Raw genomic sequence first — 24,135 nt, forward strand, 5'->3', positions numbered from 1 at the left:
GAGCGTAACAAAGCGATCTCCGAGAGAGGCGGAGTTATCCACAGGGACGCTCCGGCAAGTGTCCTCGTATGTATAAACTCGCCGACCGTGGGTGCGCGTGGGGCGCACTCGCAAAGGGGGGTCATGAGCACGGTGCAGAAGGCGGATGGCGGCGTCGACGCGTTCGTCTACAGCGTGCGAGCCGATACCAGGGCGTGGTGTCCCGCCCTGGTCTCGGATCTCCTCCCGCTGCTGGCGTCGCTGACGTGCGCGGCTCTCGCGTTCGCGGCGGATCGGGCCCTGCTCGGCACGGCGCTGATCCTGCTCGCGACCGCCGTCATCGCTGTGCAGACCGTCGCCCTCGCGGTCGCCGGACGCACCCTCGGCGCGTGGGTGTTCGGGATCCGCGTCGTCGAGAGATCGAGCGGATGCCCCTCCGGGCGGTTGCTCGCCGCCGACGTCGTCGCCGGACGCCTCGGCGCCTTCGACATCCGTCGCGGACGAGACCCGATCACCCCAGCCGTCGCCGCCTATCGCTTCCCCGAACCGACTGTGTCCTCCCGTGCGCCGATCCGGGCGACGAATGCCGTCGCGCTCCTCGATTCCGGTCAGCGGCTGCCGTTCGCGCGTGCCCTCGTGGTCGGCAGGAATCCGACGGTGGATGCCCGCGGCGACCAGCGGTTCTCCTGGCCCGATCTCTCGCGCACCCTCTCGAAGACCCACGCGCGACTCGAGTGGGACGGCGAGAGTGTCTGGATCACCGATCTCGGCTCCGCCAACGGCACGACGTTGGAGATCGGTGTGGAGCGCACGACGCTCGATCCCTTCGTCCCGACGCGGATGCGCGCGGATGCCGTGCTCTGGCTGGGGGATCGAAACCTGACGATCGCCGGTTCCCGCCGCGATCGCCGGGCCGCCCTCGAAGAGTCCGACCTCCGCGATGTGTCTCTCCCGGAGGTGCATCGTGCCTGACCTCCGCGACCGTGCGCTCATCGAGGAGGCGCGCACGCAGCGCTTCCGGCTCGGAGCCGCGATGCTCTACGGGCGCATCTCCGAGCGCCGCACCGTGAACGACAACGTCCGGCGATTCATCGCCTCGATCATCGTCGCGGCTCTCGCTTGCGCCGTTTGCGTCGGCATCTCGTTCGTCACCGATCTGCTCGAGAGGCAGGCGGCCGAGAAGGCCCGGCAGAACGCGACGATCAGCATCATCGAAGAGGAGCCCGTGTGAGCGATTTCACCCGCCTGAGTGTTCGAGGCGCGTCACGACGAGCCGAGATCGCCGTGTCGAGCGACGATCCGCTCGGCATCCTGCTGCCTCACCTGATCGATGCCCTGGCCGAACCCGCCGGTGCCGATGCCCGGCCCCTGGCGCTCGTGACGGCGATGGGTGACTCGCTCGACCTCGAGCGTTCCGCCCGCGAACAGGACCTCGGTGACGGATCGGTGCTCCATCTGATCCCGTTCGATTCCGCGCCGCCGCCACCGATGGTGATCGACGTCGTCGACGTGGTCGCCGACGAGCTCGACGGGCGCCACGACCGCTGGAGCGAGGCGTCGCGCGTCGTCGTCAGCGCGGTGGGCGTGGCGTTGTGCGCAGCAACCGTATCGATCGCGGTGCCGCTCACGGGCCCCGCCGGGATCGCGGCCCGGTTCGGTTTCCTGGGCGTGCTCGTCGTTTTCGCCGTGGGCTTCGGCCTGCTCGGCCGCTCGCGGATCGCGACGGTGCTCGCGACAGCGGCGATCGGCGCCGGCATCCCGGCCGCCACGCAGATGGCGGATGCTCGGGCCGCGCAGCATCCGATGTCCGTGATGCCGAGCGCCGCGCTGTGGATCGTGCTCGTGTGCTCGGGAGTGCTGGTGCTCGCGGTGGGGGTTGCGCGTCGCTCGCGCGGAGCGATGGTCGGGGGTGCGTTGGGCATCGCGCTGAGCGCTCCGCTGATCACCGCTCTGGCAGCGGGCATGCCGCAGGCGCAGGCGACTGCCGTGATCGGAGTCATCGCCGCTCTGCTGGTGGGGCTCGTGCCGTGGATCGCGCTCTCGGCGTCCGGGTTGACGGGTCTCGACCACCGAGTCGCGGAGAACGCCGACCTTCCTCGGCCCGCCGCGCTCGATGCGGTGAGCGAGGCGTATCGCACCCTCGACGGAGTCGTGGCGGTGCTGGGCGTGATGACGGCGTTCTGCGGCATCGTCCTCTGGATGTCGGGCGGCGTCTGGGCGCGGCTTCTCGCGGTGGTGCTCGCTCTCGTGCTGATGCTGCGCTCGCGGGCGTTCCCGCTCCGTGCCCAGGGGTTCCTGCTTTGGGCGGCGGCGATGGGGATCACGGGGGGCGCGGCCGCGACGCTCATCCTGCAGGACTCGCTCGGGTGGGTCGCCGCGGCCGGCGCCGTGGTGATCGGCACGGTGGCGGCCACGGCGGGACTCGCGCGTCCGAGGGCGCACCAGCGTGCGAGGCTCCGTTCCTTCGGCGACGCGCTCGAGACCGCGGCCGTGGTCGCCACGGTGCCGCTCGCCGTGGGCGTGTTCGGGATCTACGCCGATCTGCTCGCGCTGTTCGGGGGCGGCGCATGACCCCGATCGATCGCGGGGGCGTGCCCGTCGCGATGTTCGGCAGTGGCGCGCGCTTGCACTCCCGTCTCACCTCGTGGGACGCGGCAATCACGCGGCCGATGGGGGCCGTGCATCGGATCGGGTTCGTGCACCTCGCCGCCGGCGCCGGTGCGACATCGATCGCCGGCGAGGTCGTGAGACTGCTCCGGCGGCGACGGACGGCTCCGCCCCTCGTGGTCGATCTGTCGCCCGAAGGCGATCTCGCGCGCCGACTCGGGGTCGCGGAGACCGCGCCGCGTCGGGATCGGCGGGTGTTCCGCACGAGTGTCGACGCCCGACGGATGGTGCAGGAGGTCTCCGGGGTTCTCGGTTCACGCCCCTCGGACGCCGCCTCCTCCCCGGTCGCGGCGTGGAGGCGCGAGATCTCGCCGATCATGCGCTTCCACGAGATCGTGGTCGCGGACTTCGGCACGCGAGACCCCGATCGCGAGCTCGCCGAGATCGCCGCGCTCTGCGACGCGATCTGCGTGGTCGCGCCTGCGCAGCGCGTGGGCGCCGAGCTGGCCCGGGTCGTGGCCGAGGCGGTCGCTGCCCTTTCCGATGCGCCTCGCACCGTCATCGCCCTCGTCGACGTGGCGCGGGAAGCCCGGCGGATTCCGGCCGTGCTCGCGGCACAGACCGCGCACCCGGTGATCCTCATTCCGCACGACACGTCCTTGGCCGGCGGCGGATCGGCTCGATCGTTCCGGGCGCGGCAGGCTCTCCTGCGTGTGGCCGGCGCGCTCGTCGAAGAGGTCGACGCGTGACGCAGCGTATCGTTCACCGTCCGGCGCGCGCCGTCCTCCCGGCGGAGCCTCCGGAGGGCATCGTGCTGACCGCTCCGCCGGCGAGCAATGACGCCGCCGCCGGATTCCCGCTGCAGTCGGTGCTGCCGATCGTCGGCAGCCTGTCGTCGATCACGATGATGGTGCTCCTGCGCGGCAACCCGATGTTCGTCGTGATCGGCGCGGTGATCCTCGTCGTGGCCCTGGTCGGCGGCATCGGCATGGCCTTCACGACTCGGGGCAACGCGGCGCGACAGCGTCGCCTGCAGCGCGAGCGCTATCTCGATCACCTCGAGCGGGTGCGTGTGCAACAGCATGGGCGGGCGGAGGACGTACGTGGCGCAGCTCTCCTGCGGCATCCGTCCCCCTCGGCCCTCGTCGAGATCGGGCATGATCCGGCGCGTCGCTGGGAGTGCCGCCCGTCCGATCCCGACTTCCTCCACGCGCGCATCGGCACCGGAGATCTCCCAGTACTCCCGGTCGCTCTGCCCGAGGAATCGAATCCCGTGCAGCCGTACGACCCGATCATGAAGGCTGCGGCCGAACGGCTGGTGCGATCGGCGGGGGTGGTCCAGGGGATGCCGGCGACGATCGATCTCTCCACCGGCGGCCAGTACGCGATCGTCGGTGAACGGGTGCACGCGCTGAGAGCCGCGCGAGCGCTCGCGGTGCAGCTCGCGACGTTCCATTCGCCCGATGAGGTGCACCTCGCAGCCGTGGTTCCGGCATCCGCTGTCGCCGACTGGTGCGGGTTCGATCTGCTCCCGCACGTCAACGCCCCTCGTCCCGCCGGCGACCAGCCGCTCGCGCGCCGTTCCGGCCCGGACCTCGACGCGCTGATCGCCGTGATCGCTCCCGAGCTGCGCGACCGCGTCGCGACCACGACGGCGGCGCGTCGTGCGGGCCGGCGCATCCGGCCGGTGCGTCTCGTGCTCTTCATCGATGAGGGCGACGGCTACGCGACGACCCCGCCGCGTTGGGACTCGGTCCTCGACGCCGCGGATCTCGGCATCACGATCGTGCACCTCGTCGACGATCGCCTCAAGGAGCCCGAGAACGTGGTCGCCCGCATCACGGTCGACGCTGATCGGGGCGGCATCGAGACCCTCGCCGATCCCGGAGCGACGGTGGTCTACGCTCCGGATGCCGTCGAACAACGGATGCTCGAGACGATCGCCCGTCCGCTCGCCGCGCTGCGGATCAGCAGGGCGACGGCGGCGGAGGCGACCGACGCCGTGGCTCCCGACCTCGGGGAGATGCTGGGGCTCGGCGATGTGGCACGCATCGATCCCGACCGGGCGTGGGGTCCCCGATCCTCGGCGGACTTCCTCCGGGTGCCGATCGGCGTCGACGACACGGGCGCACCCGTGCTCCTCGATCTCAAGGAGTCCGCGCAACTGGGCATGGGACCGCACGGCATCTGCATCGGAGCGACGGGATCGGGCAAGAGCGAACTGTTGCGCACTCTCGTGCTCGGCCTGGCGGCGACGCACGGCCCGGAAGATCTCAGCATGATCCTCGTCGACTACAAGGGAGGGGCGGCGTTCGCACCGTTCGCGCGGCTTCCGCACGTCGCCGGGATCATCGACAACCTCGCCGATGATCCCCAACTCACCGAACGCGCACGTGCGAGCATCAACGGTGAGGTGGTGCGTCGGCAGCAGCTGCTGAAGGCGGCCGACAACTCGGCGTCGATCACGCACTACCGGCAGCTTCGACGCACGCGCCCCGAACTGCCTGCGTTGCCCCACCTCTTCCTCGTCATCGACGAGTTCGGCGAACTCCTGACCGCCGAACCGGAGTTCGTCGATCTGCTTCTCACGATCGGCCGCATCGGTCGATCGATCGGTGTGCACCTCCTGCTCTCGAGCCAGCGGATCGAGTCGGGGCGCCTCCGCGGACTCGAGACCTACCTGTCGTACCGGATCGGATTGCGCACGTTCTCGGCGGCCGAGAGCGCCATGGTGCTCGACACCCAGGACGCCTTCCACCTGCCGGCGATTCCGGGGTACGCCTACCTCAAGGTCGACACCTCGGTGTACACCCGGCTCCGCGCGGGGTACGTCTCGGGGCCGGTCGACGATGTGCGGGAGCATCCGGTCGAGACCGCGGAGGAACCCCAGGTGAGGATGATCGGCGCATACGACCGGATGCCGTCGGTGGCGGATGCTGCGGATGTGGCGGATGCGGCGGCGGATGCCGAGCCCGAGCCGTCGCCGCTGCGGGAGCATGCCCCGACGGAGGCGGCGCTCCCGGAACGTGCCCTGGTGGATGTGGCCGTGGAGCGACTCGCGAAGGGCGCGCCTCGCACGCGTCCGGTGTGGTTGGCACCGCTTCCCCTGCGCGTCGCTCTGGGGAGCCTGCTGCCATCGAGCGCCGCGGCCGACGACGTCACGGGTCTCAGCATCCCGATCGGACTGCTCGATGAGCCGGCGCACCAGCGGCAGCTGCCGTGGAGCCTCGATCTGACCCGATCCGGTGGGCATGTCAGCGTGATGGGCGCGCCCCAGTCGGGTCGGTCGACGTTCCTGCGCACCGTCGCCGCGTCGATCGCCGTGACGCGCACCCCGCAACAGGTGAGCGTCTACGGCCTCGACCTCACCGGCGGTGGTCTCGCGCGCATCGAGGGCTTCCCGCATGTCGGTGGGGTCGCGACCCGTGGGCATCGGGAGCGCGTCGGGCGTCTGCTCGAAGAGCTCACGACGATGCTCGGCGTGCGCGAGCAGCTGTTCCGCCGGGAGGGGATCGATTCGGTCGACGACCTGCGCCGCCGCCATGCGGCCGGGGAGCTGCCGCTTCTGCCCTCAGCCGATGTCGTGCTGCTCGTCGACGGATACGCATCTCTTCGGGCCGACTTCGAGGAGAACGAGGAAGCGCTGCAGCGCCTCATCGACCGCGGCGGCAGTTTCGGCATCCATGTGGTGGTGACCCTCAACCGCTGGGCCGATCTCCGCACGCCCCAGCAGGGAGTGGTCGGCACGCGCATCGAACTGGGGCTGAACGATCCGAGCGATTCGCAGGTCTCGCGCAAGCTCTCGTCGTCGCTGCGGAGCGACGAGCCCGGCCGGGCGCTGACGGATGCCTCCGAGTTCGCGCACGTCGCGCTCCCCGTTCTCGAAGACGACGAGTCCGCCGAGATCGGCGAGCTGATGGAGACGCTCGCACGGCAGTCGGCGCTGTCGTGGGCGGGGCCGGAGGCGATGCCGATCCGGTTGCTCCCGGAGGATCTCGATCCACAGGCGGTGCCGGATGTCGGGACCGATCCGTCGTCGATCCCGTTGGGGCTGCGGCAGGACACGATGCGGGGATTCTCGCTCGACCTGGCGCGGAACGATCCGCACCTGCTGGTGTTGGGAGACACCGGCTGCGGGAAGACGACCGTGCTGCGCGGGATCGTGCGGGGAGCGCTGGCGGGGCACACGGCGGAGGATCTCGTGATCGCTCTCATGGACGTGCGGGGAGAGCTCGCCGAGGAGGTGCCGGAGTCGTACCTGGGCGGGCACGCCGCCTCCGCCCCGCTCGCGCGTCAGCTCGCGGAGTCGATCGCGATCGAGCTCGAGAAGAGGCAGACGGCGAAAGCGGCCGGTCCGCGCATCCTCGTGGTGATCGACGACTTCGACGTGCTCGCCGCCGGAGGAACCGAGCCGTTGCGACCGCTGATGCCGTACCTCGCGTCGGCGCGCGACCTCGGTCTGAACGTCGTCATCACCCGACCCGTGCTCGGAGCATCGCGCGCGATGTACGACACCGGGCTCCAGTCGCTGCGAGACACCGGCGGGTCGACGCTGGTCATGAGCGGAGACCGCGGCGAGGGGCCACTGCTGCCCAAGGTGTTCGCCGAGCAGATGGTGCCGGGGCGAGCGCGTTTCCTGCAGCGCGGCTCGAGGGCGACTCTCGTGCAGATCGCGCGGTTCGAGGCGGGCGGCAGAAGCTGAGAGGCGGATGCCGGTCGTGGCGGCGTTCGGTCGGAAAAGCATACCGATATGCCACGCATGAGGACATTATGCTGTGCTGGTGAGTGAAAACGAGACACCGGAGACCCCGCCCACCCCAGACCCGGCGCCGCCCGCGCCGCCCGCTGCACCGGCGCCACCACCACCGGCGGTAGCGCCGGACGTGACACAGCCGGCGCCCCCGCCCTCACCCTCGGCACCCGCCCCGGGTGCGGCCGGCCCGACTCCGGATACCGCAAGCTACGTCCCCGGGACGCATCAGCTTCCGACGGCGGAGCCCCAGGCCTTCCCGTTCGCTCCCGACCAGGGACTCGCGGTGGGCGTCGTTCCCGCGCCCGCCGGCGGAGAGTTCGGGCCGAACAAGAAGCTCCCGCTCGGCGCGATCATCGGGATCATCGCGGGTGGAGTCGTCGTGCTCCTGGTGCTCGCCGCCGCCATCATCGTGCCGTTGCTCGGTCGTGGCGGCGGTGACGCGGGCGGGGGAGCCGCGGGCGACGAGCCCGCGCCCGCGGCGTCGACCCCGGAGGAGTGGGTCGAGGCGTACCTCACGGCGGTCTCCGAAGGGGATGCCGAAGAGGCGGCGAAGTACCTCGACACCTCGTCGTACAGCGACGAGCTTCTCACGGACGAGGTCTTGGCGGCCTCGCTCGAGCTCGGCGCGATCGAAGACATCGAGGTCGGCGAGGCGGAGGAGGGCGAGTACAGCGACGTGACCGTGACGGCCACATTCACCATCGGCGGCACCGAGGTGTCGCGCGACTTCGAGATCTACCAGAGCGAGTACGACGGTGAGATCACGATGCTCGACGGTGCCGCACGCGTCTCGACCTACAGCTTCGACGACATCGGACTGACGGTCAACGGCGTGGAGGTGCCGGATGATGCCCTGGTCTTCCCGGGTACGTACGAGTTCGGCACGGTCCTCGAGGAGTTCGCCATCGAGGGCGAGTCGACTCTCATCGTGGCCGACGACAAGAGCGAGGAGGCGGTCACGATGCTCCGGCCTGTGCTGAGCGAGGCAGGGGTGGCGTCGTATCGCGAACTCGTCACGGCGTCGCTGCGGGAATGCCTGGCGCTCAAGACGCTGAACACGCCGTGCGGTATGGACGTGACCGGCATGGAGAAGGACGGCTACGCCGTCGTCGACGGCGCGGTGTCGCGCGTGATGAGTGCCGAGGGTGAAGCCGCGCTCACCGGCCTCGTCGGCGAGGTCAGTGACCGCGCCGTGGTCTCGACATATGAGAGCTTCGGGATCGACCTCACCGTCGAGGCGCAGAACGCCGCGGGTCAGCGCGGTACGTACACGACCTACTATTCGGGCCTCCTCTCCCCGAAGGTCGACTTCGCCGCCGACGACCCGAAGGTCGTCTGGGAGTAGTCGCGGCATCCGATAGCGAACGCGGAAGGGCCCGGCATCCGAGGGGGATGCCGGGCCCTTCCATGGGTGGGCCCTTCGACGGGCTCAGGGACCCAGGTCCTCAGCCGCGGGCGACCTCGAGCTCGATGACCGACCACGACAGGGCCGGCAGGGTCGCGCGTACGGTGCCGTCGACGACCTCGGCGGCCAGCGGCACCATGTGCACGGTGTCGGGGGTCGTCTCGAGGTTCGCGGTCGAGCGGTCGCCGCCCTCGGGGATCGTGAGCGTCTCGGCCTGGCGCAGCCGCAGGTCGCCCAGGCCGTGCAGGTCGATCGTCAGATCGTTCGCCGAGTCCAGCGAGCGGTTCGCCACGAACACGACCAGGCGTCCGGTCTCCTCGTCCCACGTGGCCGCCGCATCGACCGAGTCGACGTCGCCGTAGCGCTTCGTCGCGATCTGCGAGGCCGAGACCGCGAGGCGCAGGATGCGCCCCTTCGCGAGACGCGCCATCCGCTCGAACGGCCAGAAGCTGGTCTGGCGCCAGGCCGGGCCGTTCTCCTCCGAGCGGATCGGGGCGATCACGTTCACGAGCTGCGCCTGGTTGGCGATGCGCACGCGGTCACCATGCCGCAGCAGGCTGTTGAGCAGAGTGCCGACGACGACGGCATCCGTCACCGAGTAGGTGTCCTCGATGAGGCGCGGGTGCTCGCGCCAGCCTGCCTTCGCGATCTCACCGGCCTCGACGTCGTTGTACTTGCGCTGATCCCACACGTTCCATTCGTCGAACGAGATGTCGACCTGCTTGGTGTGCTTGCCGGCGGCCTTGACCGCGTCGACCGTCGCGATGACGCCCTCGATGAAGGCGTCCATGTCGACCGACTCCGCGAGGAACGACTCGGTGTCGCCGTCGTGCTCCTGGTAGTACGCGTGCATCGAGACGTAGTCGACCTCGTCGTAGGCGTGCGTGAGCACGGTGTGCTCCCACGACCCGAACGTCGGCATCTGGCGGTTCGACGACCCGACCGCCACGAGCTCGATCGACGAGTCGACGAGCTTCATGGCCTTGGCCGACTCCTGCGCGAGACGCCCGTACTCGGCCGCCGTCTTGCCGCCGATCTGCCACGGCCCGTCGAGCTCGTTGCCCAAGCACCACAGCTTGATGTCGAAGGGCTGCTCGGCACCGTTCTTGCGCCGCAGATCCGACCAGTACGTGCCGCCCGGGTGGTTGGCGTACTCGACGAGCGCGCGGGCCTCCTCGACGCCACGGGTGCCGAGGTTGATCGCCTCCATCACCTCGACGTCGGCCTCCTTCGCCCAGTCCATGAACTCGTGCAGACCGAAGGCGTTGGTCTCGATCGTGTGCCAGGCGCCGTCGATGCGCACGGGACGGTCCTCGACCGGGCCGACGCCGTCTTCCCAGCGGTAGCCCGAGACGAAGTTGCCGCCCGGGTACCGCACGACCGTCGGCCCCATCTCCTTCACCAGGGCGAGGACGTCCTGACGGAATCCTCGTTCATCGGCCTGCGGATGCCCCGGCTCGTAGATGCCGGTGTACACGCAGCGCCCCATGTGCTCGACGAAGGACCCGAAGAGCCTCCGGGGAACGTCGGCGATGGTGAAGTCGCGGTCGATGGTGATGCGGGCGTGAGACATTGCTCTCCTTGGTTGCGGCGGATGCCGGGGTGCGGGGTGCGGGGGGACTACTGACCGCCGAAGCCGCTGGTCGCGACTCCCTTGACGATCTGCTTCTGGAAGATGAGGAACACGACGATGAGCGGCAGCGCGGCGAGCACGGCCTGGGCCATGACCTGCGCGTACTGCACGCCGTAGGCGCTGATCACGGTCTGGAGTCCGACCGGCAGCGTCATGAGCGTGGTGTCGTTGATCACGAGGAACGGCCAGAGGAAGTTGTTCCATGCCCCGATGAACACGAAGATCGCCACGGATGCCAGGATCGGCCGCGACAGCGGCAGCACGATCGACCAGAAGATGCGCAGGCGGCTGGCGCCGTCGACGCGGGCGGCGTCCTCGAGTTCGATGGGGATCGCGTCGAAGAACTTCTTGAGGATGAACACCATCGCCGGAGCGACGACCTGCGGCAGGATCAGGCCCCAGTGCGTGTCGATCAGGTTGAACGCGAGCATCTCGTAGAACAGCGGGATGATCAGCACCTGCGGCGGCACGACGATCGAGGCGATGATCACGACGAACAGCCACTTGCGGCCGGTGAAGTCGAGCCGCGAGAAGGCATAGGCGGCCAGCGCCGAGATCGTCAGGGTGATGAGGGTCACGGCGATCGAGGTCCACAGGCTGTTGAGCGCCCAGACGTAGACGTTGCCCTGCGAGAGGATCGCGGTGAACGCCTCGAACGTCGGGCCACTCGCGCCGATCCACCCGGGGTCGCCGGACGCGGCATCCGTCTCGGTCTTGAAGGCGGTCGCGACCGCCCAGAGGAACGGCAGCAGCCAGCCGATCGCGAGGAGCGCCAGCACCACGAACGCGGCGATGCGCAGGGGTGAGAACGGTTTCTGGCCGGGGAGCTTCGGGCGGGCGGTGCGGCGATGCCGCGGAACGGTGAGCGTGCGGGTGTGGTCGGCGGATACGGATTCGGTGGGAACGAGGGTGGCGGAGGACATCACTGCTCCTTCTTGCGGCGCGTGACCAGAGCCTGCGCGACGCCGATGATGACGATGAGGGCGAAGAAGACGTACGAGATCGCCGCGGAGTATCCGAAGCGGTAGTTCACGAAGCCGGCTTCGTAGATGTACTGCACGATCGAGCGGGTGGTGTCACTCGCGACGCCACCGAGCATCTGGTACGCCTGGTCGAACAGTTTCAGCGAGGCGAGGATCTGCAGGATGAGGATCAGCACGGTCGCCGGGCCCAGCTGCGGGAGGGTGATCGACCAGAACTGGCGCCACGCGCCGGCCCCGTCGAGGGATGCCGCCTCGTACTGCTGCGGCGGGATGTTCTGCATGGCCGCGAGGTAGAGCAGGAAGTTGAACCCGACCGTCCACCACACGGTCGCGATCACGATCGAGAGCATGTTGGTGTCGGAGTTCTGCAGCCACGCGATCGGCTCGAGCCCGAAGAACTCCAGGATGTTGTTGGCCGCGCCGATCTGCGGGTTGAAGATCCAGACCCAGATCTGCGAGATCACGGTGGAGGCGAGCAGGTACGGCATGAAGAACGACAGGCGCCACAGCCACTGGCCGGGGAGCCCGCGGTCGACGAGCGCCGCCATGAGGAGTGCCACGGCCACGAGCGGCACGGTCGAGAGCAGCGTGAACCACACCGTGTTCCACATCGACTGCCACATGACGGGGTCGACGAGCGCTTCGGCGTAGTTCGCGAAGCCGACGAACCCGCCGCCGGCGCCGGTGAGCGACTGGTCGGTGAAGCTCAGGTAGATGCCGTGCAGGATCGGCCATGCCAGGAACAGCACGAACGCGATGAGGAACGGGACGAGGAAGGCCCAGCTGATGAGCTGCTCGCGCTTGCGGGTGCCGGCGCGGCGGGGGCGGAAGTCGGATGCTCCGCCCGTCACGAGGGTGCGGGTGGCGGTCGAGGTCATGGCTTCCACGTCCCCTCGGGGTCGGCCGGATTGGGTCTGCGCAGAAGTGTGTTGACGCGCGCCTCGAAGCGGTCGATCGCGGCGGCCGGGTCGGCGCCCGAGAGGAGCACGTTCTGCACGGCGGCGCCGAACTCGCCCTGGAAGCTCGAGCCGGAACCGGTGAACCACGCGGTCGGGTCGTAGACGACGTTGTCGGCGGCCGAGGCGTAGTGCGCCTGCGGCACGAGGTCGTCGTAGGCGGGCGAGGAGGTGACCGGGAGGTAGGCGGGGATGTGCCCGGCCTCGGCCCACTCGAAGGAGCCCTTCAGCATGTCGGCGACGAAGCGGTAGACGAGGTCGCGGCGCTCCTCGTTCGCGTTCGCCTGGTGGGGCAGCACGAAGGAGTGCGAGTCGGCGTAGACGGCGGGGGTGCCGTAGATCGTGGGGATGGTCGTCGCGTCGAAGGGCAGGTTCGCGGCCTGCATCGTGCGCAGCTCCCACACGCCGGTCATGAGCATGCCGCTCTTGCCGGTCGCGAACTCGGCCACGGCCCCGCCGTAGTCGGCCTGCGCCGCCGCGATCTCGCCGTCGAGGAGCGTCTGCATGAACGTGAGCGCCTCGACCGCGGCATCCTTGTCGATCACGGCCTTGCCGCCGACGGGCAGTTCGATCTGCAGGCCGTGCTGGGCGTACAGGCCGTAGAACAGACGCCACATCTGGGCGCCGTCGCCGAGGTAGCCAAACGAGAGCGCGTGCCCGGATGCCTGGGCGCCGACCTCGCGGAGCTGATCGACGAACTCCTCGGGCGACGACGTCTCGCGCAGTGCGCCGTCGGAGTCGAGCACGCCCGCGGCGTCGCAGATGTCGGTGTTGAACATGAGCACGAAGGGGTGGGCGTCGAGCGCGACGCTGAAGAGCCGGTCGCCGACGAAGCCCTTCTCCCAGATCGGGCCGGGGAAGGTCGAGCGGTCGACGCCGAGCTCGGCGAGGCGGTCGACGTCCCAACTGTCGAGCAGGCCGCCCGGCGCCCAGCCGTTCACGCGGGTGGCGTGCATGACCGCGACGTCGGGGGCGCGGCCACCGGCACCCGCCATCGCGAGCTTCGTGTAGTACGGGGTGCCCCAGGCGAGCACGGTGGGGCGGATGCGGTAGTCGGACTGCGCGGAGTTCACTCCGTCGAGCAGCGACGACATCGTCACGCCGTCGCCTCCCGAGAGCAGGTGCCAGAACTGCAGGGTCTCGGTGCGAGAGCCTGCGGGGGAGAGGGGGGAGCAGCCGGCGAGCAGGGCCGCGCCGGCGGTGAGCGTGGCGGCGGTGAGGAACTGCCTACGGGACAGATCGAGCGGGGGCGTCATCGTCACTCCTTCGTGACCGGATGGTGGACGCCCCATCATTACATCGATGTAATCACGGCGCAAGCATCCGTCCTCCCACCGTCCTGGCTTTCGAATCGCCCTCTTTGCCGTTCGCCCGCGCCGAAAGCCGCAAAGTGAGCGATTCGAACGCCCTGTGTGGGGTGCGACGGGCGACGGGCGACGGGCGACGGTTGGTGGGGCGGGCGGATGCCGGGGCTCAGGGCGTGTAGCCGCGGGGGGTCGCGCGGGTGCTGTCGCGCTCGATCAGGTGGTGCGAGAGGGTGAGGGCGCGCGGGGGAGCGGCCCGGTCGTCCATGCGCGACTCGAGCAGGCCCAGCGCCGCGACCGCGAACGCGCCGCGATCGAAGGCCACGGTCGTCAGCGATGGTGAGGTGTACTTCGAGAACTCCACGTCGTCGAAGCCCGTGACGATCACGTCTTCCGGCACGCGGATGCCGCGGTCGTGCAGGGCGTGCAGGGCGCCCATCGCGAGCGAGTCGGTGAAGGCGACGATCGCATCGAAGGCGACGCCACGGTCGAACAGCGTGCGCACGGCATCCGCCCCGCCCGCCATCGCCCACGGCAGTCGGTTCACCTCGAGCGCGGGATCGCGGGGGATGCCGGCCTCGCGGAGGGCATCGTGCACGCCTTCGAGGCGCAGGCGGCTGGTCGCCGTCGCGAACGCAGGATCGTCGTCGGCGCCGACGACGGCGATGCGCCGGGCGCCGCGCGCGAGCACGTGCCGGGTCGCATCGGCCGCTGCGGCGCGGCTGTCGACGCGCACGTGGTCGGCGCGCTGCTGCTCGACCTCGCCGATCACGACGAGAGGCGGCAGACGGTCGGCGTACTTGAGCACGCTGTCCTCGAGGCGGATGGGGTTGAGGATCAGGCCGTCGACGAGGTGGGCGCGGGCACGCGAGACGAGTTCCTTCTCGCGCTCGGGCTCGGATGCCGTCTCCTCGATCTGCACGGCGAGCCCTCGCTCGTGCGCGGCCTCGACGATGCGATGCACGAGCTCGGCCGAGAACGCGGTCGCGAGGTCGGGGAGCGCGACGGCGATGATCCCGGAGCGGCCCTTGCGCAGTCCGCGGGCGCTGAGGTTCGGCACGAAGTCGAGCTGCGCCATCGCCGCCTCGACCTTGGAGCGCGTGTCGTCGTTCACGGGAACCGTGCCGGTGACGACGTTCGAGACCGTCTTCGGCGAAACGCCCGCGAGGGCGGCGACGTCTTTCATCGTCGCGCGGCGCGGGGGGCTCGTCGTCATGCGGTCAGCCTACCGGCGAGCACGTCCCGCCCCGCAGTACATCGTTGTAGAGCGGCGCCGGCTGGCTATGCTGGCGCGATGGGCAACGAACGCAACTGGGCGGGTAACCTCACGTATCGGGCATCCCGGGTGGAGCATCCGGAGTCGATCGACGAGCTGCGGGCGCTGCTCGCCCAGGGCGGTCCGGTGCGGATGCTGGGCTCGCGCCACTGCTTCAACGACATCGCCGACACCGACGGCGTGCTTCTCGCCCTCGACCGGCTGCCCGCCGTCTTCGAGGTCAACGCGGAGCGCGACAGCGTGCGGGTGTCGGGAGGGCTGCGGTACGGCGACATCGCCCCGCTGCTCGCCGCCGAGCGGCTCGCCCTCGCCAACCTCGCCTCGCTGCCGCACATCTCGGTCGCCGGGGCCGTGGCGACCGGTACCCATGGCTCCGGCGACGCGATCGGGTCGCTCGCCGACGCCGTGCGCGCCCTCACGATCGCCACGCCCGCAGGCGACACGGTCGAACTGCGCCGCGGTGACGCCGACTTCGACGGAGCGGTCGTGAGCCTCGGCGCCCTCGGTGCCGTCGTCGACGTGACCCTCGACGTCGAGCCGACATACGACGTCGCCCAGCACGTGTTCGAGCACCCGTCGTGGGATGTGATCCTCGCCGACCTCGAAGCGGTCACCGGCATCGGCACGAGCGTCAGCATCTTCTCGACCTGGCAGCACACCGACGTGGCCGATCAGATCTGGGTCAAGCAGCGCCTCCCCGAAGCCCGAGAGGCCGCACGCGACTCGCTGTTCGAGAGCCTGGGGGCCGAGGCCGCGACGAGCAAGCGGCATCCGATCCTCGGCGTCGACCCCGTCGCGTGCACCGAGCAGCTCGGCGTCGCCGGGCCCTGGTTCGAGCGCCTCGCGCACTTCAAGCTCGAGTTCACGCCCTCGGCCGGTGCCGAGATCCAGAGCGAGTACCTCGTGCCGCGCGCCGACGCGGTCGCGGCGATCCAGGCCGTGCGCTCGCTCGCCGGGCAGATCGCCCCGCTGCTGCTCGTGAACGAGATCCGCACGGTGAAGGCCGACGACCTCTGGCTGAGTTCGTCGTACGGCACGGATGCCGTCGGCATCCACTTCACATGGAAGCCCGATGAGGCCGCCGTGCGCGACTTCCTCCCGACGCTCGAGGCGGCGCTGCCGCCGACGGCCCGCCCGCACTGGGGCAAGGTGTTCACGCTCGATGCCGCCGAGGTGCGCGAGCGGTACCCGCGCTTCGACGACTTCGCGGCGCTCGCCGCGCGCTTCGACCCCGAGCGACGGTTGGTGAACCCGTACCTGGAGCGGTTGGGGCTGTAGGGTCCTTCGTCTCGTCGCTGCGCTCCTCGCTCAGGAACCGGGTGTGTGCGGGGTGGGGCCCTACGCGGTCGGCACCCACACCCGCATGGTCGAGGGGCCGCGGCGGGCCCAATCGTGGTACGCGACGAGCGGTGCGTCGACGACCGCGCCGGTCGAACGCACCCGCACCGGCAGCGTCACCCGTCCTCCCGCCTCGACGGGTTCACCCGCCACCACGCCCTCTCCCACGTCCACTCCGAGGTCGACCGACTCGAGCGCCAGGACCACCGGCCCGCGTTCGATCGCAACGCTGCCGCGCACGGCATCCACCATCGGATGCGGCGCCGTCGCGCGCACCGCGAGCGGCAAGGTCAGCTCGACCACGTCGCCGGCCCGGAAGGCGCGACGCACCGCGAACGCGCCCGGAGCCGCCGGATGCTCCGACACCCCGTCGCCCGTCGACACGCGCACCACGGCATCCGTCGCCCAGTCCGGCACGCGCAGCGTCAGGGTGAACTCCGCATCCTCGACCGCGCGCACGCGGATGCCGCCGTCGACCGGGTATCCCGTCTCGACGTCGAACGCCACGTGCCGCCCGTCGGGCAGCGTCGTGCGCACCGACGCCGGCGCGTACTGGTGCAGTTGCACGCCGTCGTCGTCGGCGGTCGCGACGTAGGCGGCGAGGCTGGCGAAGGTGCGGGCGACGTTGGGCGGGCAGCACGACACCTCGAACCACGGCGCCCGCAGCGACGACGAGGCGCGCTTCGAGGTGCCGTCCGGGTCGGCGGGAACGCCGGGCACTCGCTGGTGCAGCGTGTTCGCGTAGTAGAAGCCGCGTCCGTCGGATGCCGGCGAGGTCGCCACGACGTTGAACAGCGTGCGCTCGATGAGGTCGGCGTGCCGCGGGTCGGCCGTCGCGAGCAGCAGACGCCAGGAGAACATGATCGAGCCGATCCCCGCGCAGGTCTCGGAGTAGGCGCGGTCCGGCGGCAGCTCCCAGTCCTCGCCGAAGGCCTCGTCCTGGTGGTGCGAGCCCTGGCCACCGGTGACGTAGGTGCGGCGCTCGACCGTGCGGTCCCACTGCGCGCGCAGGGCGTCGAGCAGTCCGGCATCCGATCGTTCGATCGCCACGTCCGTCGCTCCGGCCGAGAGATAGTTCGCGCGCACCGCGTGTCCGCGCAGCGCCGTCGCCTCGCGCACCGGCACGTCATCCTGGAAGTACTCCTGGCCCCACTCGATCTCGGCGAGGGAGCCGTGCCCGTGCCGTTCGACGAAGAGCGCCGCCTGATCGATGTAGCGCTGCTCGCCGAGCGCGCGGCCGAGTTCGGCGAGACCGACCTCGACCTCGGCGTGACCGCAGATCGCGTCCCGGCCGTCCGCGCCGAACTCTCGGCACACCAGGTCGGCCGCGCGACGGGCCACCCCGACGAGGCCGTCGTCGGCATCGGGCCGCGTGCGGTGCCGGGCGACCGCCGCCTGGAAGAGGTGCCCCAGGCAGTAGAGCTCGTGGCCCCACTCCAGGTCCGACCAGCGCTCGCGCTGGCCGGGGCGCCCGAACATCGTGTTCAGGTAGCCGTCGGATTCCTGCGCCGCGGCGACGCGCGCCACGACCCCGCGGAACCGCTGCTCGAGAACGGCGTCGGCCGCGGCATGCGTCCGGCTGATCTCCCACGCCAGCGCCTCGAGGTACTTGTAGATCTCGGAGTCGGAGAACTCCCGTCCACGGCGGCCGGCGGGCAGGGTGCCGGCGACCGCCAGGTCGTAGTTCGGCAACCAGCCCTCCGACTCGAGACGCGACTCGATGTGCGCGAGCGTCGCCTCGCCGTTGACGGCCTGGCGCGCGGCCCAGAACCCTCCGGTGATGTGCACCTCGTCGAGGCCGAGGGGGCGCAGGCGCCCGTGGGTGGGAACCACGGGAGCGGCCGGTGCGGTGGTGTCGAGCATGGTCATCCCTTGAAAGCGCCCGACATGAAGCCGCGCACGTAGTGTCGTTGGAGGATCAGGAAGAGAAGGATGCAGGGGAGCGCGAGCACCACGACCCCCGCCTCGGTCGCGCCGTAGTCGACGACGCCCTGCACCTGGCCGCGCAGGTTCGCCACCGCGAGCGGCAGCGTCATGCGGTTGGTGTCGTTGATGAGGATCAGCGGGGCCATGAAGTCGTTCCACGCGGTGAGGAAGGCGAACAGCCCGACCGTCACGAGCCCGGGCTTCACCGCCGGCAGCAGCACCCGCCACAGGGCTCCCCAGCTGGAGCATCCGTCGACCATCGCCGCCTCATCCATCTCCCGCGGGATCGACTCGAACGAGATGCGCATCATGAACATCGAGAACGGCAGCTGGAACATCGTGATCACCAGCGCCACCCCGATGAGCGAGTTCTGCAGGCCGACCGCGTTGAGGATCACGTAGAGCGGGATCAGCAGCGTCGCGTACGGCACCATCAGGATCGCGAGCGTCAGCAGGAACAGCGCGTTCTTGCCGGGGAACGAGAACCGGGCGAACGCGTAGCCGCCCAGCAGCGAGATGAACAGCGTGAGCGCGACCGTGAGCACCGAGACGAACAGCGAGTTGCCGAGGTAGACCCAGATGCCGGCCTGGTACTCGCCGAGGGCGGCGTAGTTGCCGAACCCCCAGCCGTCGGTCTGGCTCGTGCCCGCCATCGGGCTGACCGACGAGACGCCGGTCCAGATGAGCGGGTAGAGGAAGATCACCGCGAGCGCGGTGGTGAAGACCCAGTACGGGATGCCGTAGACCACGCGGGCGGCCTTCGACCGGTAGCGCGGGGCGGCGGGCTGGCTGTGCGGGGCGACGATGGAGCGGGTGAGTGTCTGAGACATGGGCGGATCCTCGTTTCAGTTCTCATCCGTGCGGCGGAAAGCGCGCAGCTGGAAGACATTGATGACGATGAGGGCGAGCAGCACGATCACCGAGAGCGCACCGGCGATGCCGAGGCTGTTCTGGCCCTGGAAGGCCACGTTGTAGATGAGCTGCACGACCGTCATGGTGCTGTTATCGGGGCCGCCCTTGGTGAGGATGTAGAACTGCTCGAACGCGAGCAGCGACCCGGTCACGCACATCACGGTCGTGAGGGCGAAGGTCGGCTTCAACAGCGGCACGGTGATGTGCCGGAACGTCTGCCAGCGGCTCGCACCGTCGATGCGGGCCGCCTCGTACACGTCGTCGGGGATGCCCTGCAGGCCGACGAGCATCAGCAGCATGTAGAACCCGGCGTAGCGCCAGACGATGAGGAAGATCGTCGACCAGAGTGCGCCGTCGGGGGTGCCGAGGAACGTGATGCCCCACGACTTCATGAGGTCGGCGAAGGGGCCGGCGATCGGCGAGTACAGCACGTAGAACAGCAGCGAGGCGGATGCCAGGCCGAGGGCGCTGGGGATCAGGAACGCCGTGCGCAGGAAGCCCTTCCAGCGCGTCGACTCCTGCACGAGGAGCGCGAGCCCGAGGCCCAGCGCGATGAGGATCACGGTGGTGATCACCGTGTACAGCAGGGTGAAGCGCACCGAGTCCCAGAAGAGGCGGTGGGTGACGGCATCCGCGTAGTTCTCGGGGAAGTTGAGGCCCTGGTTGCCGCTGAGCAGCGGCCAATCGGATGCCGACATCTGCAGCACGAGCGCCAGCGGCACGATGAACAGCAGGGCGACGAAGATCGCCGTCGGAGCGGCGTAGAGCCAGCCCTGCACGGGGCCGCCGAATCCGGTGCGCGCACGGCGGCGGCGCAGCGGGGGTGCGGTCGAGGTCATCACGGTGTCTCTTTCGATCGGGTCGGGCGAGGGGTGCGGTGGGGCGAGGGGTGCGGTGGGGCGGCGATTCCGCCGCCCCACCGGTGGATCACTGCGACAGGATCGCCGTGATCTCCTCGTTGTCGGCCGGGACGGAGTCCTCGCCGTTCAGCACCGCGTTGCGCACGAGCGTGAGCCACGGGCTGCCGGGGGCGTTGAACGCCTGCTGGAAGTTCATCGCGACCGGGGTGCTGCCCTGTGCGGCGACCTCGTTGATCGTGACGAGCCGCGGGTCGGCGGCGGCGTACTCGTTGTCGGCGAGGTCGGAGCGCGAGACGGCGTTGCCGTCTTTCGCGAGCACCTCGACCTGGGCCTCTTCCGACATCATCCACTGCAGGAAGTTCCACGCCTGCGCGGACTTCTTCGAGTCCTTCGAGACGCCGATCCCGTCGCCGCCCACGAACGTCGAGGCACCGCCGTCGACTCCGGGGATGCCGGCGACCCCGGCATCGAACTCGAGAGAGGGGAGCAGCGTCGCGGGGAACGGCATGACGCCGACCTTGCCCTCGCTGAACGCGGCCGTCCACGTCGGGCCGGTCTCGTCGGTCGACGAGGGCAACACCGCTCCGGCATCCTGCAGCTCGGCCCAGGTGTCGTACACGGCCTGTGCCGAGTCGCTGTCGAGCAGCGACTCGGTGCCGTCGTCGTTCATGACCTGGTCGCCCGAGGCCCAGACCGACGGGAACCAGGTGAAGACGAGGCATCCGCCGCAGTTGAGGCCGGTGGCGGTGCCGTAGACGTCGGGCTTGTCGAGCGCCTGCACGGCCTGCGCCGCGGCCGAGAACTCCTCGAGCGTGGCGGGCGCCTTCTCGGGGTCGAGGCCCGCTTCGGCGAAGAGCTCCTTGTTCCAGAAGAGCATCGACAGGTCGAGGGCGAACGGCAGCACGTGCTCCTTGCCGTCGAGCGTGCCGGCCGAGAGGTGGCCGGGGTTGATCGCGTCCTTGTAGTCGAGGCCGTCGATCTGCTCGGAGATGTCCTGGAACAGGCCCTGCTCGACCCAGTTGGGCACGTAGACGATGTCGGCGGCGAACAGGTCGGGCAGTCCGCCGGATCCGGCGGCCGCGCCGACCTTCGCGACGTAGTCGTCGTTGGGGACGACCGTGAGCTCGACCTGGTTCTCGTGCGAGGCGTTGTACGCGTCGACGAGCAGGTTGGCTTGGCGCTCGATCGGCGCACGGGTCCACAGGGTGAGTGTCGAGCCGTCGTCCACGCCCTCGGCGGGGATGGGCTCGGCGGGACCGGTGTCGCCGCCTCCGGCGGCGCAGGCCGCGAGCGGGGTGACGAGCAGGCCGGTGACGGCGAGGGCGGTGACCGTGCGTCTGAATGCACGGCGTCGGGTGATGTGCATGGGATTGCCTCCAGAACTCTTCGGTGAGCGGATGCTGTCGTCGGGCGACGGCGGTGTCGAGGTCGATCTCAGGGTGAGTTTCGAAATCTCCGAAAACCCTTTCGAAAGGTATATCGTGAAGTTCGGCGCGCGGTCAAGAGATCGTCCGATAACCTTTCAGCAACCTTCAGGGGGCGAGAGATGGCAATGAACGAGTCAGCGGGCAGGGCGGCGACGCTCAGCGACGTCGCCCGGCGAGCGGGTGTGTCGACCGCGACGGCATCCAAGGCCCTCAACGATCGCGGCGATGTCGCCGCCGCCACCCGCACTCGCGTGCTCGCCGCCGCCGACGAGCTCTCGTTCACCCCGAACGCCATGGCCCGCGGCCTGCTCGCCGGGCGCACGGGCACCGTCGGTCTGCTCACGAGCGACCTCGAGGGTCGCTTCATGATTCCGATCCTCATGGGCGCCGAAGACGCGTTCGGGGCGGGCCGCATCAACGTGTTCCTCTGCGACGCCCGGGGTGACAGCATCCGCGAGCAGCACCACCTGCGCGAGCTGCTCAGTCGCCGCGTCGACGGGATTATCGTCGTGGGGCGTCAGACCGACCCGCGCCCCTCGCTCGGGCAAGATCTACCGGTGCCCGTCGTCTACGCGTACGCGCCGTCCGACGACCCGCGCGACCTCTCGCTCACCCCCGACAACTACGCGGGCGGACGCCTGGCGATCGAGCACCTGCTCGCCTGCGGGCGTCGGCGCATCGCGCACATCTCGGGGGAACCCTCGTACGCCGCAGCTCAGGACCGCCTCGCCGGAGCCCGCGCAGCGCTCGGCGAAGCGGGGCTCGAACTCGTCGGTGAACCGATGTTCTCCGAGTGGACCGAGCACTGGGGGCGGGATGCCGCGGCTCTCCTGCTGCAGCGGCATCCCGACATCGACGCGATCTTCTGCGGGTCCGATCAGATCGCCCGCGGCGTGCTCGACTCGGCGCGCGACCTCGGCCGTTCGGTGCCCGACGACCTGGCCGTCATCGGCTACGACAACTGGGAGGTGCTCGCCACCAACGCGCGGCCCGAGCTCACCAGCATCGACGCCAACCTGCAGCAGCTCGGACGCCAGGCGGCGCTGCGCGTGTTCGACGCGATCGATGGCATCGACATCGGCGAGGGCTCGCACCACCTGCCGGTGCGCCTCGTCATCCGCGGCTCGACCATCGCCCGGCGATAGGGAAGCACCCACCACCCGGAGGCTCAGACCTCGTCGCGCCAGGAGTGCCGCGGCTCGTACCCCAGCACCCGGCGGGCCTTCTCGATCGACAGCAGCGTCTCGGTCGGCCCGACCTCACGGGTGACCGGCACTCCGGGGAACACCTCCGCGATGAGCTCGGCGTTCGGCCGCGACATCACCGTGTCGGCGGCCGCGATGATGAACCGGTCGAAGCCCGGAGCCGCGTTCTCGAGCGCGCGCTGCACCGCCTGGGCGCCGTCGCGGGCGTCGATGTAGCCCCACAGGTTCCATTTGCGCAGCGTCGCATCGGCGTCGAAGTCGGGGAACGCGGCGTAGTCCTCGGGGTCCATGACGTTCGAGAACCGCAGCCCCGTGATCGACACCTCGGGGTGCCAGCGCACGAGCTCGGTCGCCAGCTGCTCCTCGAGGGTCTTGACCAGCGAGTAGACCGACTCGGGGCGGGCCGGGTAGTCCTCGTCGACCGGGATATAGGGCGGCGGCACGTCGAACGGCAGGCCCAGCACGGTCTCGCTCGACGCGTACACGATGCGTCGGATGCCGAGGCGCACCGCCGCCCAGAACACGTTGAACGTGGCCGGCATGTTGTTGTGGAACGTCGCGACATCGCTGCGGATGCCGGGGGCCGGGATCGCGCCGAGATGCACGACCGCGTCGATGCCGTCGTGGCGGTCGCCGACCGCGGTGAACGCGTCGATGACCTGCCCGTAGTCCGTCAGATCGACCTGCACGAATTCCGGGCCGCGGACCCCCGCGACGTCCATCCCGATGACCTCGTACCCGTTCGCCCGGAGTTCCCTCGCAACGACGCGGCCGAGCTTGCCCGATGATCCGGTGAGAGCGATGCGCATGTCACCACAGTGCCACGGCATCCGCCTGGTGGCTTTCGAATCGCTCACTTTGCACTTTCCGGGGTCGAAATTCGACGAAGTGAGCGATTCGAAAGCCGGCGGGACCTCAGCGGGCCAGCCACCCGCGCAGCCGCCGCGTCACCCAGGGGAGCACGAGGTACGCCATGATCGGCGTCAGCACCGCGGTGGTGACGAGCACCCGCAGCCAGATCGGCAGCGCGTCCCACCCCGGAACGGGCGACATCGCATACGTGAAGGCGAGGTTCACGGGGAAGAACCCGAGCCAGATCGACACCGCCTGCTTCCATCGCGGCGGGGCCTTCACGACCGCGATCTCCGACGCCCCCTCGGCGGTCTGCACCGTGATCGTGCCGGTCGTCGGCTCGTCGAACCACCCTTCGATGCCCGTGCGGCGTCGTGAGCGCTCGCTGCGCACGAAGCCCTCGCCCATCGACAGCCACCAGCCGCGCTCGCCGGAGTCTTCCCACGCGGTGAGCGTCTGCTCGTCGGCGAACCGGTAGAGCATGTGCCAGGTGTCGGACTCGTCGCCCGATCGCACCCACCCCGATCCGAGGAATCCCGGGTACTTGTTCGCCAGGTTCACGCCGGTCTGCACCCACGCGGTCGCCTCGGCGATGCGGGCGGGGTCGACCTCGCGGCGGATGGACACGGTGATGGGTTCGCTGGACATGGTGCGGTCCTCGGAGAGAGCGGGCGACCCGGATCGCGGGCCGACGAAGGGATGCGCCGGGGTGATGGCGC

19 protein-coding genes are annotated in these 24,135 nt (G+C 69.9%); 8 read left to right on the plus strand and 11 right to left on the minus strand.

Features of this window, described 5'->3' with window-relative positions; translation table 11 throughout:
- The first annotated feature begins 123 nt into the window (after positions 1-123).
- The 6 genes from ACFY9N_RS16325 to ACFY9N_RS16350 all read left to right on the plus strand — a co-directional run bounded on the left by ACFY9N_RS16325 (position 124) and on the right by ACFY9N_RS16350 (position 8,684).
- Positions 124-951, plus strand: a complete 828-nt coding sequence (locus ACFY9N_RS16325) for an FHA domain-containing protein (protein ID WP_391479924.1) — start codon at positions 124-126, stop codon at positions 949-951.
- On the plus strand, positions 944-1,210 hold the full coding sequence (locus ACFY9N_RS16330; RefSeq protein WP_391479925.1) for a hypothetical protein: 267 nt from the start codon (positions 944-946) through the stop codon (positions 1,208-1,210). Before ACFY9N_RS16325 ends, ACFY9N_RS16330 begins: the two co-directional genes overlap by 8 nt.
- Entirely contained in the window at positions 1,207-2,550 is a 1,344-nt protein-coding gene (locus ACFY9N_RS16335) for an EsaB/YukD family protein (protein WP_391479926.1), read from the plus strand. Before ACFY9N_RS16330 ends, ACFY9N_RS16335 begins: the two co-directional genes overlap by 4 nt.
- Positions 2,547-3,335 carry a hypothetical protein gene (locus tag ACFY9N_RS16340; protein WP_391479927.1) on the plus strand — a complete coding sequence of 263 codons (789 nt, stop codon included), beginning with the start codon at positions 2,547-2,549 and terminating at the stop codon, positions 3,333-3,335. Before ACFY9N_RS16335 ends, ACFY9N_RS16340 begins: the two co-directional genes overlap by 4 nt.
- Entirely contained in the window at positions 3,332-7,288 is a 3,957-nt protein-coding gene (eccCa, locus tag ACFY9N_RS16345) for a type VII secretion protein EccCa (RefSeq protein ID WP_391479929.1), read from the plus strand. The genes ACFY9N_RS16340 and eccCa overlap by 4 nt, the downstream gene beginning before the upstream one ends.
- Positions 7,289-7,622: 334 nt before the next feature.
- A complete protein-coding gene (locus tag ACFY9N_RS16350) occupies positions 7,623-8,684 on the plus strand; it encodes a hypothetical protein (RefSeq protein WP_391479930.1) in 1,062 nt (353 codons plus the stop codon).
- 100 nt (positions 8,685-8,784) lie between these two features.
- Here the strand turns inward: ACFY9N_RS16350 and ACFY9N_RS16355 are convergent, their stop codons facing one another.
- The 5 genes from ACFY9N_RS16355 to ACFY9N_RS16375 all read right to left on the minus strand — a co-directional run bounded on the left by ACFY9N_RS16355 (position 8,785) and on the right by ACFY9N_RS16375 (position 14,836).
- Positions 8,785-10,317, minus strand: coding sequence for an alpha-N-arabinofuranosidase (locus ACFY9N_RS16355; protein WP_391479931.1), 1,533 nt, complete (start codon positions 10,315-10,317; stop codon positions 8,785-8,787).
- A gap of 47 nt (positions 10,318-10,364) precedes the next feature.
- Positions 10,365-11,300: a carbohydrate ABC transporter permease gene (locus tag ACFY9N_RS16360; protein ID WP_391479932.1), complete on the minus strand. Its 936-nt coding sequence runs from the start codon at positions 11,298-11,300 to the stop codon at positions 10,365-10,367.
- Positions 11,300-12,238, minus strand: coding sequence for a carbohydrate ABC transporter permease (locus tag ACFY9N_RS16365; protein WP_391479933.1), 939 nt, complete (start codon positions 12,236-12,238; stop codon positions 11,300-11,302). The genes ACFY9N_RS16360 and ACFY9N_RS16365 overlap by 1 nt, the downstream gene beginning before the upstream one ends.
- Positions 12,235-13,572, minus strand: a complete 1,338-nt coding sequence (locus tag ACFY9N_RS16370) for an extracellular solute-binding protein (RefSeq protein ID WP_391479934.1) — start codon at positions 13,570-13,572, stop codon at positions 12,235-12,237. Before ACFY9N_RS16370 ends, ACFY9N_RS16365 begins: the two co-directional genes overlap by 4 nt.
- Positions 13,573-13,789: 217 nt before the next feature.
- The gene (locus ACFY9N_RS16375; protein WP_391479935.1) at positions 13,790-14,836 is read right to left on the minus strand and encodes a LacI family DNA-binding transcriptional regulator; all 1,047 of its coding nucleotides are present in this window, start codon (positions 14,834-14,836) and stop codon (positions 13,790-13,792) included.
- 78 nt (positions 14,837-14,914) lie between these two features.
- Between ACFY9N_RS16375 and ACFY9N_RS16380 the strand changes: the two genes are divergently transcribed.
- Positions 14,915-16,174, plus strand: a complete 1,260-nt coding sequence (locus tag ACFY9N_RS16380; RefSeq protein ID WP_391479936.1) for a D-arabinono-1,4-lactone oxidase — start codon at positions 14,915-14,917, stop codon at positions 16,172-16,174.
- 60 nt (positions 16,175-16,234) lie between these two features.
- Here the strand turns inward: ACFY9N_RS16380 and ACFY9N_RS16385 are convergent, their stop codons facing one another.
- From ACFY9N_RS16385 to ACFY9N_RS16400, 4 genes are all read right to left on the minus strand, one after another.
- Positions 16,235-18,103: a glycoside hydrolase family 127 protein gene (locus ACFY9N_RS16385; protein ID WP_391479938.1), complete on the minus strand. Its 1,869-nt coding sequence runs from the start codon at positions 18,101-18,103 to the stop codon at positions 16,235-16,237.
- Positions 18,100-18,990: a carbohydrate ABC transporter permease gene (locus tag ACFY9N_RS16390; RefSeq protein ID WP_391479939.1), complete on the minus strand. Its 891-nt coding sequence runs from the start codon at positions 18,988-18,990 to the stop codon at positions 18,100-18,102. The genes ACFY9N_RS16385 and ACFY9N_RS16390 overlap by 4 nt, the downstream gene beginning before the upstream one ends.
- Positions 18,991-19,005: 15 nt before the next feature.
- On the minus strand, positions 19,006-19,911 hold the full coding sequence (locus ACFY9N_RS16395; protein WP_391479941.1) for a carbohydrate ABC transporter permease: 906 nt from the start codon (positions 19,909-19,911) through the stop codon (positions 19,006-19,008).
- An 88-nt stretch (positions 19,912-19,999) separates the two neighbouring features.
- Complete coding sequence (locus ACFY9N_RS16400; RefSeq protein WP_391479942.1) at positions 20,000-21,298, minus strand: ABC transporter substrate-binding protein; 1,299 nt, start codon at positions 21,296-21,298, stop codon at positions 20,000-20,002.
- 186 nt (positions 21,299-21,484) lie between these two features.
- On the opposite strand from ACFY9N_RS16400, the gene ACFY9N_RS16405 reads away from it, so the two are divergent.
- Positions 21,485-22,504, plus strand: coding sequence for a LacI family DNA-binding transcriptional regulator (locus ACFY9N_RS16405; protein ID WP_391479943.1), 1,020 nt, complete (start codon positions 21,485-21,487; stop codon positions 22,502-22,504).
- A gap of 23 nt (positions 22,505-22,527) precedes the next feature.
- Here ACFY9N_RS16405 and ACFY9N_RS16410 read toward each other — a convergent pair whose 3' ends face one another.
- Entirely contained in the window at positions 22,528-23,373 is an 846-nt protein-coding gene (locus ACFY9N_RS16410) for an NAD-dependent epimerase/dehydratase family protein (RefSeq protein WP_391479945.1), read from the minus strand.
- 106 nt (positions 23,374-23,479) lie between these two features.
- Positions 23,480-24,064 (minus strand): antibiotic biosynthesis monooxygenase, encoded by a 585-nt coding sequence (locus ACFY9N_RS16415; protein ID WP_391479947.1) that lies wholly within the window; start codon positions 24,062-24,064, stop codon positions 23,480-23,482.
- Positions 24,065-24,135: the final 71 nt, after the last annotated feature.

The sequence above is a fragment of the Microbacterium sp. NPDC008134 genome (assembly GCF_042957055.1).
Lineage (GTDB): Bacteria > Actinomycetota > Actinomycetes > Actinomycetales > Microbacteriaceae > Microbacterium.

Coding starts and splice junctions, on each gene's coding strand:
- ACFY9N_RS16325 (WP_391479924.1), top strand. CDS start 124: ATGAGCACGGTGCAGAAGGCGGATGGCGGCGTCGACGCGTTCGTCTAC.
- ACFY9N_RS16340 (WP_391479927.1), top strand. CDS start 2,547: ATGACCCCGATCGATCGCGGGGGCGTGCCCGTCGCGATGTTCGGCAGT.
- ACFY9N_RS16355 (WP_391479931.1), bottom strand. CDS start 10,317: ATGTCTCACGCCCGCATCACCATCGACCGCGACTTCACCATCGCCGAC.
- ACFY9N_RS16360 (WP_391479932.1), bottom strand. CDS start 11,300: ATGTCCTCCGCCACCCTCGTTCCCACCGAATCCGTATCCGCCGACCAC.
- ACFY9N_RS16365 (WP_391479933.1), bottom strand. CDS start 12,238: ATGACCTCGACCGCCACCCGCACCCTCGTGACGGGCGGAGCATCCGAC.
- ACFY9N_RS16370 (WP_391479934.1), bottom strand. CDS start 13,572: ATGACGCCCCCGCTCGATCTGTCCCGTAGGCAGTTCCTCACCGCCGCC.
- ACFY9N_RS16375 (WP_391479935.1), bottom strand. CDS start 14,836: ATGACGACGAGCCCCCCGCGCCGCGCGACGATGAAAGACGTCGCCGCC.
- ACFY9N_RS16380 (WP_391479936.1), top strand. CDS start 14,915: ATGGGCAACGAACGCAACTGGGCGGGTAACCTCACGTATCGGGCATCC.
- ACFY9N_RS16385 (WP_391479938.1), bottom strand. CDS start 18,103: ATGACCATGCTCGACACCACCGCACCGGCCGCTCCCGTGGTTCCCACC.
- ACFY9N_RS16390 (WP_391479939.1), bottom strand. CDS start 18,990: ATGTCTCAGACACTCACCCGCTCCATCGTCGCCCCGCACAGCCAGCCC.
- ACFY9N_RS16395 (WP_391479941.1), bottom strand. CDS start 19,911: ATGACCTCGACCGCACCCCCGCTGCGCCGCCGCCGTGCGCGCACCGGA.
- ACFY9N_RS16400 (WP_391479942.1), bottom strand. CDS start 21,298: ATGCACATCACCCGACGCCGTGCATTCAGACGCACGGTCACCGCCCTC.
- ACFY9N_RS16405 (WP_391479943.1), top strand. CDS start 21,485: ATGAACGAGTCAGCGGGCAGGGCGGCGACGCTCAGCGACGTCGCCCGG.
- ACFY9N_RS16410 (WP_391479945.1), bottom strand. CDS start 23,373: ATGCGCATCGCTCTCACCGGATCATCGGGCAAGCTCGGCCGCGTCGTT.
- ACFY9N_RS16415 (WP_391479947.1), bottom strand. CDS start 24,064: ATGTCCAGCGAACCCATCACCGTGTCCATCCGCCGCGAGGTCGACCCC.